This window comes from Mesorhizobium sp. 128a (assembly GCF_053848025.1).
In genome coordinates this window covers 15,632-29,285 of the sequence record NZ_JBSPKY010000039.1, presented here as the reverse complement: position 1 = coordinate 29,285, position 13,654 = coordinate 15,632, and the positions used below count along the sequence as shown (strand labels likewise).

Here is a 13,654-nt window from a genome sequence, read left to right as displayed (position 1 = left end):
ACATACATGAAAGGCGGGTCAAATCTCGGTGGAAATGCCGGGTCAGTTCTCAGTGAAAATCAACAGGGTCGATCGCTAGCGCCTGGTACAATAAGAAAGGTGGGATCGTCGAGCGCCTCGATCTCCCGCATTTCTGGCTCTGCTAGGGGAATGTAGCTCCTCCAATAGCGGTGCGGTTTCCCGTCAACCCGTTAACCAACATCGGCCGTGGTAAATGGCCAAATGGCATCTGTATCTCGCCGCTGACTTTCAAGAGGCTGTCAGCTACCGTTCCAACCTGCCGTACGGCTCGACTTGCATGTCTCATTCACCTTCGGCATGCAAACACCACGTTTGGCTTGCATCGATAATTGCTGCGTGTGAATTTCGTTCCGCACCGGCACTCGTGTTCAAGCGCGTGGAGGTCAACATCTACGGTTCGGTCGCTGGACTATGCTGCGGCTTCGCGCAGGCAAGGAACGAATGTCAAGTCCGGCGAGTCACCGAATGAGCAGGACGCCAAGTCGAGACAACGCTTTCGAACGAACGATTCGCTCATTGATATTTACACGCGGGCTGAGATATCGAGTTCACTTTTCGCTTCCTGCGATGCCGCGCAGGACGTGCGATGTCGCATTTCCCAAGAAGAAGATCGCCATCTTTCTCGACGGATGTTTCTGGCACGCTTGTCCTGTCCATGGCTCGCAGGCCAAGACAAACTCGGACTTTTGGTCGAAAAAACTCAAGCGCAACGCCGATCGCGATCACGAAACGGACATTCACCTGTATTCCCAAGGTTGGCGAGTACTGCGTTTCTGGGAGCACGAGCAGCCATACGACATAGTCGACCGAATCGTCGCGGAGGTGGCAGCGAGGACAGCCACGGATAGCTAGAGTCCAACTGATCCCGTGCGTTGACTGCGAGCTCGCTCGATCGCGAGAAGCGGTCGTCGTGCGAGTTCGAAGGTGTCGATCGGAACATAGCGGTCATCGAGGTCGAGGAAACTCAGAAGGCCCTCGCGCCTCCAAAGCGGGTGAACTACGACAGCCCATTTGTCGGAACCCTCGGATAGTGAGAATGCCGGCAACTTGAGGGTGGAACCTACTATGGATCTCGAGTTTCGCGGGATGAAGGTAGCGGAATCCGCCGCACTCCGGTCGGCCAATGCCCGCCAGTCGGTCAGCTCGTAGGCATCGTAATTTCCGTCGAGACCACAGGTATGGTTCTGATCCACCAGCGACCTGAGATACGAGAGCCCGAGGCGCCAATCGAGTAGGCCGTGGTAGTTGCGGTTGTTGTAACGCTGAAGGCATCGGTAGCACGAGGTGCCACATGCATCCGAGTGGCCGCGATCATCGAAAATCCGCCTCGGCCAAGCCGCTGTGTCATTCAAAACACTATTGATGAGTGACGTCACCGGCAGAGAGCTGTCACTCAAAAGATGTCGGCAAAATCCCGAGCCGTTGGGTAGTGCGTCCGCGATCTGGAGGTACGGAAGTAGGGCGCCGGACTTCCCAGGCATGGCATTGGGAGCGAGCGCATCGAACTCTTCCGGCGCGATGTCTAGTTCGAATGCTGCTCGTTGCACCACGATTTCTGTTGCGGAAATGGCGGCAGCTCTAACGCTTGTCCGGCCGGGGCTGCGATTTCCCATCGACAACCCACCGTCCAACTCGTTTAGCCGCAGTCTATCGTTCAGCACTGAAGCGCCGATCTGCAGCGAGTTGGTAATCTTGGGAGAAGCGAGCCATGCTCTCTCGCTAGGTCCAGTGCCCACCCACCGTGTTGGTGCCTCAAGCACGACATCCGTCATGATCGCTTGGTTGGACAACTGCAGTTTCTTGGGCGCGAAAGGGAGATTGGCGGCGTAGAGATCAATCGATGGAGTGACGTCGAACCCGGTGAACCCCTGGTCGTCGCGACCACCAGGATTGACGATGAATACCTCGGAACGCTCGGCGAAATTTACCCGCAGATTGCCGCTCTCGACCGTCTCGTCGGCTTTGCCCAAGCTCGCAAGCGTTATGCGTTGGCCGACCTTCGAGGCGATCGAATCTTCGGACGGCCGCAGATCGCTCCTGTACCCCGAAGGAGTGATGCAGCGGCGCGCGTTCGCTGCCAGATCGGTCCCGCATCCGCCGCAGACGATGGATTCGAACGAGCTGCGCGTCCAGGTGCCGCAATGATCGCAATAGCCGAGCAGAAAATCATCTTTGAACCAGCTAGAATAGGGCTCCAAAGGTTTGGTTAGATCATCCGTGAACTGGCTAGGTACTGGGAGGGGACCGGTGAAGCCTATACTTCTGTGGTGCAGTTTTTCCCTCGTGCGCACGCTACCGGGGGCAAAGTCGAAGATCGCCATATCCTGGTCACGGTCGATCGTATCCCACTCCAGGGCGAGGTCCTGCTGAGCTCTCTTCCAAAGAAGCTCGACATATAGATTCCGCGACCGGGTTGGCATCCCATACATGGGAATGAGACCCCGCTCAGCCAAGGCGGAAGCAATGCCGATAGCCTGCATCGAATATTCTGCTCGCAGAGCTTCCACGTCTGCAAGCACGCTTTCGACACCGACCACGTTCCGAAGCTGGTCGATGTCACATCGGGCGCCTCTTGCGAGGATGCCAGCGAAAAGCTCGTACTGCGGATTTGTCTCCACCAAGGCGTCGTGTAAGAGTTTAGGCCACGTCTTGTTAGGATCGAAGTATTCATGGCAGTAGAGAAACTCACCGTGGATGTCCCCAGGTACCATGTCGTCGCCGGCCCAAGCGTCGGTCGCGTCGTTTCTCAACTTGTTGAACGCCTCGACGAGCCAGAACTTTCGCAGCAGTCTCGACGGGATGTCCACGAGACCGGTCGTTATGAACGGCGGCGGCGGGGCTGCACCGGTCATGTCGAGCGGGTTGCGGAAATAGTGTATGTCATGGCTCTTACTCCGGCACACCGTAAGAACCGTCGAGAACGCCTGTCCCCGCCGACCGGCGCGGCCCACTCGCTGTTGATAGTTGAAGCGCTGGGGAGGCATGTTGCCCTGATAGACGGCCTGCAACGAGCCAATGTCGACGCCGACCTCCATCGTGGTGGTGACCGATATGAGATCGACTTCATCGAACTTTTTGCGAAGTAAGAAATCGTTCTCACTCTCTCCGTCGTCCGGTACGAAGACACCCTTGAACTGCTGCAACCGGGTGGCCGGATCCTCCGTCTGACCCGTCAGCTCTTCGCATCTCAAGCGAAAGAGCGCTCCGCCCGTTTCGAGCGAGCGCATTACGCGGCGACCGAGGAAATTTCCCGATGACACCAACCCGGCAGTCAAAGCCGTTTCGGTAGGTAGGCGTTCGCCGCAGCGCGTACAACTCTCCAGGCCCCTGTGAAGGTGGACGCGACCGCATTTTGCGCAACGCCAAGCCGGCGCGTCGGGGTTTGCCGTCCTAAAGAATAGGCGAGTGACGTCGATCGTCCCATTGGTGCGTTGTCCCAACTCGGCGCCGAGCTGGGAGAGGAACTCGTTCGCAGCGGCGGCTGGATCGGTAAAGAGCTTTTCCATCAAGTGCCGAAGTCGTCCCGTCCGCCTCGCGCCTAGCATATCGCGAGCGTCGTTCCAGTTCTTCTTGGCCTCGCTCTGAAACTCGTTGGGTACCAATCGATATGCGTCGGCGAACAGTCTTAGCCACGCGTCCTTCTTGGAGAGCTCTGCCGTGTATTCGCTCGGTCCGTAGAAGCTAGGCCAACCCAGGCCTGTTTCCTCGAGCGCGAAATATGTCTTACTGAACAGTAGATCGGTAGCTTCTGGCTTCTGTTGTTCCTCGACCCAATTACGAGCTTTTCCGACCAGGCTATGTAACGGTTCGGGCTCATCGGATTTCCAAAAGCTTTCACCATCGCGCTCGCTGAAGAAGCGGTACCATGGTTGGCGCTGCACACGGTTCAGCACGGTGTCGGCACCTTTCACGGGCAAGGCTCCGATCTTCAACAGCCCGCCGACGATGGGGCGGACGTCGTCCCCGGCTCTACCCCGATTGAATTCGAACAATTCCGAGAGCGGCAGGCTTGGCGAGTATTTGCCTTCTTCCTTTTTCTGCCGCAGAGCCTTTCTCTTCGCAACCATGGCCTCCAGTGCGTCCTCTTCTTCGGGAAGGTCGCGTTGCATGAGCGCCTTGATGTCGAGGCTTAGCTGCTCCAACACCCGTTCATCAGCCGCAGTAAACGCTCGCTCGCGAGCTAACCGCTCCGCTGAGGAGATTAGAATTTCGCGACGGAGGTCGGTCTGGTGTTGCACCTCGACTTCCAAGGCTAGGTTGGCAGCGTCTTCCCGGCTGTCGGAAAACGCGACGAGCTTGCCGTCGCCTCCTTGCGATTTCAATGCAGCAACCAATTCTGTTGCCAGCAGCTGCGAGGTTTTGGAAAAGCCCGTTCGGAAGCTTCTGATGGGTGACAGCCTGCCCTCTCTCCGCAAGGAGTTGGGGGCACGGTAGCGACCCGAATAGTCGGTCCCACATTTGGGGCAGCAGTAGGGAACGGCGGTGCCGCCCGTAGTTCGATCGCGATCGTGATGGTCCTTCGCATCGCGCCGATGGAGGGAGTAGCCTAGGACAGCATCAGGAAGCTCCGATGGTGAGATCAAGCCTGTTCGAGAGTCGAGAAATGCAGCGTTCCACCGAAACGCGGGATCATCGCGCAACTCGTTGATCGGCTCCGTCCCGCCTGGCCAGAACATTGCGAATTCCTCGTAGCTGGCATCCTCGAAACGCAACGACGCAGCCACTTCCGGCAATTTCTCCAGCTCCTCCGGTGCGGGCAGCAGCGAAATGAAGCGGCCAGATTCGCCACGTTTACCGCCCACGTACAGTTCCCCGCAGGCTTCGCAATAGAGGAGCTCGAAGAGACGTCGCTTTTCGCCATCCATAGACGTGTCGTAGTCGACGCCACGCTCAATGCTCGGAGCGCCCCAGACAGGCGCCTTGTCGGGGCCGGGCAACACGGAGGCAAACATCCCTTCGATATTCCGTACGAAGGTATGCATCCTGAAACTCGGGAGAGAGGAGATCTCGCTCCGGCGTGGTCTAAGATAGGCCGGCAGCACTTCGGTCGGAAGGTCGGGAATCGCTCTGAGAACCAACAATCCCCTTACCGCATCGTCATCGCGTTCCCCGAACAAGCGAGTACCGATTTCCCCAACCGAGCTGGGACGCCTCCTTCCGTGTACTTCAGGATCTTGTGTACCGAACTCGAGCATAGCTGCGGCGGTCTTGGTCGCCTGCTCTAGGACCTCCAGGTCCGTACTCGCGGGCGGGTCCTCGATCGTTTTGGACGCTGCCAGAATGCTCGCTAGCAGCGCGCCTGCACCAGCAGGTGTCGAGGTGCCGCGTTCGACCGAATCGGCAACAGCTCGCAGCGATTCCGAGGTCGGAGTATTGTCGGGGCGGGGCGTAACTTCGGTCGTCCCTGTGACGACGCTGTCACGCCAGGCTCTATCGAGGTCTGTGCTCCCTGCAGTACCGGCGTTGCCGAACATGCTTTTCAGATATTGGACGCTGAAAGCGGAATCGCTCCCTTCCATAGGCAACGATGCGCTAGATGACAGTACGCGGAGCTTATGGGCATGATCGGGATGCGATAGCCCCAACCTTTCGATCAAGATCCTTAATAGCGAAGCCATCTCGGCGCCGGCAGATCCACGAACGAGATGCAATTCATCCAGGATCAGGTAGAAGCGGGCTGAAGGTTCCCGCAATATCCAGTCGCGGGTCTGATCTATGATCGGTGCATCGATCTCGCGCACCAGCATGGCGTTTAGGATCGACTGGTTGGTGACGAGGATATCCGGAGGCGTGGCCTGCATATCCCAACGCGAGATCAACTCTCCGCCATCGGTAGATGGGAACAAGTACCTCAGATCGTCGGGGAGCGTCGGGTCAGCACCGATCTTCGCCTGGATTTCCCGGTAGCGTCGAAGCTCCTTTCGGAGTTCGCCAGTGGCCCGCTTCGAGCGCTTGTCCCAATATGGCGTGTCCGCCAAGCGTGGGTGCTCGAGGTACCCAGTAACGGGAGATTTGCCCGTGTATCGCCCAAAGAAAATTCGGTTCCCCGCGAAGTACTGATCCATCACGGCGCGAGCCTCTGGCGAATCCACCGCCTTCCTAAGTCGAACCATCTGGTCTTCGACGAGGGCGTTCAGCGGATAGAGGACGATCGCCCTCATCGCCTTTGGCCGATCGGGATGTTCGTTTCTGCGGTGATATTTGAATCTTCCGCGCGGATCCAACCAGTCGTCGTCTATCGGCTGGAGGGGAGCCGGCCAGGAAGTCGCCTCTCGAGAGATTTGCGCCAGCAAAGGCAGAAGAAAGCTCTCGGTCTTTCCTGAACCCGTTCCCGAGGTGACGATACCCGGCAGACCGTCTGCGACCCCGCGGCGCAACATGTCCATTTGGTGAAGGTATGGTTTGTAAGATCCCTTTCTTCCGAGCTCGGTGTCATCGGCAACGCTGTCGAAAAGACCGCACAGAACCAACTCGGCAAACGCTCGCCTTTGTACCTTGGAAAAGCCTTCGAGCCGCCCCTCGGAGTCGGCCACCAGTTCCTCGATGCCATGACCCCACTGCACGTACCGTGGCACCGCCTCGAAGATTGGATCGAGGGCGAGCTCGCCGGGAGCCGATAGCAAGACGTGCCGCGCAGCTGCCACGGTCGGATTCTCGATTCGATAGGCGGTGTCGAGGTAGACCATGAACTGGTCGATCATACGCTTGAAGCCACCGATCGGATCGTACATCGTTCAATCCTCGAATTGCTGAAAATACTTGGTGCTTGGGTGCTGTGGCGAAGTCGGTCCACGAACGGCCGCGAGCCAATCAAGGCAGTCTTTGAGCGCGGCAACAAGGTCGATCGCGGCGATGTCGACGGATGCTTGGCAGTCGTTGGATATCTTTTCGAGGAACGCAATTGTCGTTCGATCTGAGACCTCGAGCAGGTCTTGAAGTCCGACACGCAGGTTCTTGGACTCTTCAGTCTGCACAGCGGGCAAGGCCGGCCATGCTCCCGCCGGCGTCAAAGATGGCGGTAGATCGACCAACCGGGACCGATCGACACCGATGTCGATAGGAACGATTGCGCGAAGCAGAGAGCTGGGCAGGGGCACTCTGATCCCATCTGACGATACGGTCGCAAACAGCCTCAGGTTCTGCGGGAAATAGCCCGATCGCTGGCCATCTAAGAGCGCCGGCAGCCAGAATTCGCAGGGAGCCTTTGTGAGACCGCAAAGGGCTACCGCAACGAGTATGTCAGGATGTGCCTTTGCGGTTTCGATCGCAATAGTTAGACCTGTCGCGCGCGTCACGGTCGGAACGAACAAGTCCTGCAAAGAAACCAATGTCGGGTCGCAGAAGATTGCGACAGCTTGATCGGAAATGCTCCGTGCCAAGGCCAATGCCACCACGTCGGGGTCGGATCCAACGAATACAGGAAGCAGCCCGGCACCGCCAAGCGCGATCCCGAGCAACAGCTTGGCTTCATCGATGGACAGTGCAGAAGAGAGCGCCCGCAACGCAGCGATGCGTTTCGGACGAGGTAGGATGTCCCGCGGTGAGATCAGACGAATGTCGTGGACTACGGGCGATTCGGTTGGAACGGGCTCGACTTCTAGCCTGCTTGCGTCCCTGATGCGTTCGACCTCGCTTTTCAGGTTAAGCCATTCTTCGCGCTCCACCCACGGCTCGGTTTTGATCTCGGCCATACGTTTCTTGATGACCGACTCAATCTTGTCGCTCACCCTTTCCTCGACGTCTGCCAAGGCGTCCCGATACGCTCGTTCTCGTTCACCGAGCCGAGAGAGTTGAGCCTCCCGTTCCCTCAGGACGCCATCGAGCGCATCGATCGCAGCTTGTTTTTCAAGCGCTTCCGCCTTGAAAAGAGATTCCAGCGCGTTGAGCTTGCGCTCGACCTCCTGATCCGTCGCTGCCTGAACCCTGACTGACCAAGCGGCATTGCGATTGAGGATCTCGGGGAGGGCATCAACTAGCGCTGGGCGTTGTTCTAAGGTTGTCAGGGTGGCGAACAGGTCGTTCAGTTGATGATCGCCGACGGTCTCTTCGGCGTATCTTGTGAGCAACTCGCGCAGTTCTGCGATCCTGGCCCGATCCTCATTCGTTGACTTCAGCGATTCTGAGATACGAGCTAACCATGCGTCTGCCGACTCGAGCACTTCCTCCTCGGCACGGAAGTCCCTGGTTCCGCGGTGTTCGAACAGTGGAGGCTCTGGAAACAGAACGATATTCGAGCCCGCAGGAATAATTGACGTCTCGATTGGCAAAGTGACAACAGGTACGGCGAATTTCTTGATGTCGGTGGCGAACCGATATGTGCCGCTTCTTTCGGTGAACTCGGTATCGCGTAGCCAATAGCCCTGCCCGAGGTCGATCGCATCCACCCGACCCTTGATGGGCGACTTCAGCGTTCCGTCGATCAGAGCATCAATGAGTTCCGTAGCCACCTCTCGATCGGGTCTGTAACCAACGGTAAGCCTGGTGACTTCTTTGAACGATTTGAAGTCGGTCCGAGCTTCGATCGCTGGTAGCCCGAATACCTTTGACGGCAGTGGTCTTGGCTTGCTGCCGTCAAAGATCGGAAAGGAGACGCTCTCGCCGCTCATGAGCGGCGAGGAGAGCGAACGCTTGTCTCTTTTCGTCGTTGATTTAGGCTTCGGCTCAGCACTCTCTCCTGAAACACGCCAAAAACTATCTGGGCCCCCTCGGGCCAGGAGCGACGAGCGAACAACTCGGTCGGCGAGCATCGGTTCGGTATGCTCTGTGATGTCGGAGATCAAGACCGAGTCTGAGCCCAAAACCACTTTGACTCGAACGATCGCGCTGTTTAGTGGGAGGCTCATGCTGGGGACCTGTGACACGCTCGATTGGCTAGCGTCATGCCGCTCTTGCCATCGAAGACCGATCGATCCCGCCTTGTTCGAGAGTTGCTGAAATAGGGAACCCAGATGGAGGTCGAGTCCATCGTTGCACTATCGATCTTCAGTAGGCTCGATAGTGCTCGCAAAGAGGTTTCGTCGATTGGATATAGGTAGTCCCACCGTCCGTCGATTTGTACTGCCGCAGGATTGCATGAGACCTTGGCTGCGAGCCAACGCGCCCAAGATGTCGGCAAGAACAACCGAGGCGCTTTCGCGACCAATACGTTCTTCCGGACGCACATGGTAGAGACTGACATTCTTGAAATATGCGCCAGGATCGCAAGGGAGGGCGACCGAACGCGTGTCTCGGGCATGCCGGCCAATCGCGAGCTGAACACATGGGAAGCGTTTCCCTCGGTGCGCTCGTATCGGATCAAGCCGGTCGCCGGAACATCGGCCACTCGATCGAAGAACCCAGTCAACTGGTTCCATGCGGCGCTGACGGCGTAGCCTTCTAGAGTTAGCTTCTCGTCCAGCGTGTTCACCGGTGTTGCAGCCGAGCCCTTGACGCACTTTCCCAGACGTGAGCGAGCGACGAACTCTTCGAGGTGTGACGCGGTTGCGAAGCGAACGAAAAATCGCGGCAATCCCCACTCCCCGATAGCCCCAACGCTTTCGAAAGTCCCACCACAGGCAACAGCAGTCGCCGCAAGTCGAGCTTGCACTGCACCTGGTGTTGGTCCGTCGATCCAACCGCGTGTCAGGTCCGTCGGCAGGATGGATACGGTCGTGGGTCTGAGAAGTAGGCGGCGTGCCGGCACGTGCCGCAGTATAGTGAGATCGAACCAGCCCGCGTCGGACAGGGCTCGAAGGATCATCCAAGGGGATGGGCAGTCTGCGACAGTTCTGACCACTCGGGCGATGATCCCAACCGCGGTTGACATAGCAAGGCCTCGCGTCGATTTGGCATAGAGGCCTTCGCAGATAGTGCCGAGAAGCATGTTTGTTGTGTACCGCGCGCCAGGCCAAAAAGCGGATGGGCCAGGTATGTCAGTTGGTATAGTTCCGAACAGCGGACCATCTTCGCTGAATTCATTCTGGTCATCGAGAATTTGTATGGAACCGGAGTCGGATTCGCTGGCCTGTTCCACAAGATTCACCGACCGTTGAATGCCGTCGAGCGTTCCCGTAAGTCGCCCCCGATAGGTCCCGAACGGGAGCGTCAGCTTTCCATCGACAACGTTGCAGGAGATGCTCGCTGCTTCCACCGTCACCTCCGGCCAAATCTCACCCGTGAATTGAAGTGCTGGAGTGAGTGGTGCCCTCCCCAAGAGCGCTCCGCCCACCCTAATCCCTTCGATCCATCGCAAGGAGGTCGGGACGGAGGACGTCTGCCGTTGCTCGGGCATTCCATTGTTGATGAACGTGACGAGCGACCATCCATTTATTAGCGATCGTACTGACCGAACCGCACTCGGGTGGAATTTGGCTAGGTGCGCTGCGGTCACCAACAATGTCGGCGATCCCGGCTTGGTATTGGATCGGAAACGTCCGAGGCCGAGGTCGTCCATGAACACCCAGCCCTTCTTGACGAAGGCCCACAATTCAGGTCTTAGACGGTCTTCATATGCCATTAGGTCGATGACAGGGCTGGTGCGACCATCCGGGGCGACAGAGAAAAGTTCGATCTCACCATACTCGCTCTCGATCGCCTCGAGTTCGTTCTGACCAGACCCCTGGAGCGTCTCCCGCCATGCTCGCCAGAACGGCATGTCGGCCGCCGCCAGATCCCCTTCTAGCCGGGCTAGGTCCCACTGTTCGAAGGCATACTTGAACGAAATTGGCGAACCGGCGAACGTTTGTGAATTTCGTATCCGATTCCCGATCACGAGTTCGTTGAGTTGGTACCGACTTTCGATCGCCGCATGCAGCTTTGCAAGGACCCTCTGGTCGCGCCACGTTGGAAAGCTAATCCGAATTGTCCGCCCGATGCGCGAATGCGGCAACGCGCTAGGCAACTCGAGACGCACCGAATGTTTTGTCTCGAGGAATTCCTGCAATGTCGACCAAAGTCGATTTATTCCCCCCAGTCCCTGAAATCGATGGTTGAAATATCCTTCTAGGATGTCTCGAAAATTTCGGTCGGCTTGTTGTCTCAGACCTGTGACCTGCATCCAGCATAGGAAAACGAGTATCCGGACGAAATCTGGTTTGCCATCGCAGAAGGGGGGACGAATCTCGCCATCGATAATTTGAGCGATCCGGTTTGGGTGAGGCAAAGCGCGGATAAAGGCAGAGGCGGCGCTTTCGACATCTGTTGTCTCGAACAACTCGATCAAGTCATCGTCTGAGACTTGGACGCCATAAATGGGGCCCATGCTGCCGGGGCCGAGAAAGAAACGGTCCAAGCAGTTCTCCTCGACGGATAGACCCACGATCCCCCCTAATTTCCAACCAAATCAGTCGTTGGCACATGAATGTGCTCTCAGTTAAAGTAAATTGAAGTCCGAGAACGTCGCGATTGCAACATCCGAAAAATATTATTTTTGAAATGACCATCCAGCGGGGGCAGGCTTTGCCTCTAGGCTGAAGCGGTTGCCGTGGCTTGGGAGTGGAATGCGATCCAGTCGTGTCGAGGCGCATCCAGTACGAGCACGAGCGATGCGCCATCCTCCGCAGCCTTGCTACTGGCAAGTTCACCAAAGCTCAGCCTTGCAGCGGATCTTTCACCCTTCGCGGAAACTAGCCGCACGACTCCGGACCGCGCTCGCTTATCCATGTGAGGCAGGCCGCCGGCATTCTGTTGCTTGAGAGACGTCCATAGGAGCTCGATCCGCGTTCTGAGATACTCGACGGGCAGTTCAATATCGATTTGCCCAGGAAGCGAACTGATAGATGCGAGAAGTTTCACGAGGGCATGGTCGATCGGGTCGGTTCGACCAGCGGCGATCAGTGGGACCGCGAGGACCCGATCCGACAATGCCGCAAGTTTACCTGGCGAGTTATAGAGGGTCAGCAAGTCATGCTGAGAAAATTGATCGCGATCAACGCGCCATTCGTCGCGACGCCGATATCGTAGGGGGACGTCATGAAGCCGATTGCCGCTCTTGATCAATTCGTCCACGGTTAGACGTTCTCCCCAGCCTAGAGGCCAGTACGTTCCTCCTCCGTAGCCGCCCAACGAACGGGATGATTCCGATTTTTTCGTTTTGAAACGCCGTACCAGTGGAGGAAGCGCTTTGCCTGTATTCAACGCGGCAGAAGTGATCCGCGCAGGAATGCCATGTTGGCCCGCAGCAATATGCTCAACGACCTGAGCCATGAAGAATGGAGGCACCGCGTTGCCGACTTGCCGGTATTGCGCCGAGCGCGGGCCGACAAATTCGAAGTCGTCTGGAAAACCTTGAAGCCTGGCTCCTTCCCGCACGGTCAGCGATCGATCTTCTCTGGGATGGGTGAAGCAGCCTGAGGTTACGTTCGCGAAACCTGCCGAGATTGTATAGGCTGGATCGTCTTCATGCAGCCTTCCGTAGAGTGTGGTGTAGTCTGTAAGCCGTACTCGCCGAAAACGATCGGGCAAGAGATCTTGTGGGATGTCCTTCCATGAGCCGCCTTGCGGTACGCTAGCTATACGTCGCCGATTGATGTCCGAGACATTCGCTCCCCAGTGGCACGCGACCGTTTGGTTTGGTCTTTGTACGAAAGCTGCGAACTCGCCGCCGACGCGCTCGGAATTTGTCTTGACGATACCTGTGCTATTGTTCGGCGCTATATCAAATAGGTCGCCGATTGCATCACGCACACTGAGATATGAGGGGAGCCCGACGCTTGCATCTTCCGAGCGCTTGGGTTGAGGAAATGTGGCTGGGATCGCATCTGATGTGGCCACTAAGATGAACCGATTGCGAAGTTGCGGCAGCCCGTACTCGGCCATGTTTAAAACATCTGCGAAAACGTAGTAGTCGCGGGCCTCTAGAGCTCGGAACAATTCGCGTACGATCGTGACGTTCTTGCAGTAGACGACGCCGGGCACGTTTTCCAAAACGATTTTGTCCGGGCGACGGCCGGCGGTGATGAAGCCGTCCAAAAGCCTCAAGAAGTGCACGAAGAGGGCGTTTCGGGGGTCGTCGGGGTGGAAGATTCCCATCGTGCTTACGGCCTGGCAGGTCGGCCCCGCGAAGAACCAATCGATGCGGTCGATTGTCGCCCGCTCAAGAATATCGGTGGCTGAAACTTCGGCAACGTCTCTGCAATCGATGACTGCCTTTGGATGAACTCTCGCGAAGGTTTTCGTGGCATACTCGTCAATGTCGAGGGCCCACTTGATCTCGAGATCAGGCAGCGCGGCGCAGGCGCCAGCTGACATGCCGCCACAGCCCGAGTACAGATCGATTCCTACCTGACGCATCGAAACGACCCCGGCGCAATTGCATGAGAGTAGCCGAGTTTTCGAGGCTCGTCGAGTCGGCAAAATGCCCTGATTTGCCACCTTTCCGACCTCGCTGGTTCAAACGAGGGGAAAGATGGTCTTGGCCCTTTTTCCCCCCGCGAACGCCGCCTGCGTCAGAGCGGGGCTGCTCGCTCGCGAGGTGCGCATACCCGATCCGATTGAACTTGCTGATTTGACGCACTAGGCGTCACAGCTCGTCGGGGGCTCAAGTCGGTAGACCGCTACATCGTGAGACCCACTATCGATGAAACACTCTTCTGCTATCGGCGACGCTCGGTCTAAAGCGCAAGAATAATCAGAGCGCCCGACGTTAACATGAACT

Annotated in this window: 5 protein-coding genes; 1 reads left to right on the top strand and 4 read right to left on the bottom strand. The window is 57.4% G+C overall.

The features are described 5' to 3' along the window. Positions 1-432: 432 nt before the first annotated feature. Complete coding sequence (locus ACWTU9_RS32025) at positions 433-873, top strand: very short patch repair endonuclease (RefSeq protein ID WP_318012890.1); 441 nt, start codon at positions 433-435, stop codon at positions 871-873. Here the strand turns inward: ACWTU9_RS32025 and ACWTU9_RS32020 are convergent. From ACWTU9_RS32020 to ACWTU9_RS32005, 4 genes are all read right to left on the bottom strand, one after another. Continuing rightward, positions 870-6,752 (bottom strand): DEAD/DEAH box helicase, encoded by a 5,883-nt coding sequence (locus tag ACWTU9_RS32020; protein WP_455861810.1) that lies wholly within the window; start codon positions 6,750-6,752, stop codon positions 870-872. The genes ACWTU9_RS32025 and ACWTU9_RS32020 overlap by 4 nt on opposite strands. Positions 6,753-6,755: 3 nt before the next feature. Then, complete coding sequence (locus ACWTU9_RS32015; protein ID WP_455861809.1) at positions 6,756-8,801, bottom strand: hypothetical protein; 2,046 nt, start codon at positions 8,799-8,801, stop codon at positions 6,756-6,758. Positions 8,802-8,860: 59 nt separating this feature from the next. Continuing rightward, positions 8,861-11,290, bottom strand: coding sequence for a hypothetical protein (locus tag ACWTU9_RS32010; protein WP_455861808.1), 2,430 nt, complete (start codon positions 11,288-11,290; stop codon positions 8,861-8,863). Positions 11,291-11,463: 173 nt separating this feature from the next. After that, the gene (locus tag ACWTU9_RS32005; protein ID WP_455861807.1) at positions 11,464-13,290 is read right to left on the bottom strand and encodes a DNA cytosine methyltransferase; all 1,827 of its coding nucleotides are present in this window, start codon (positions 13,288-13,290) and stop codon (positions 11,464-11,466) included. Positions 13,291-13,654: the final 364 nt, after the last annotated feature.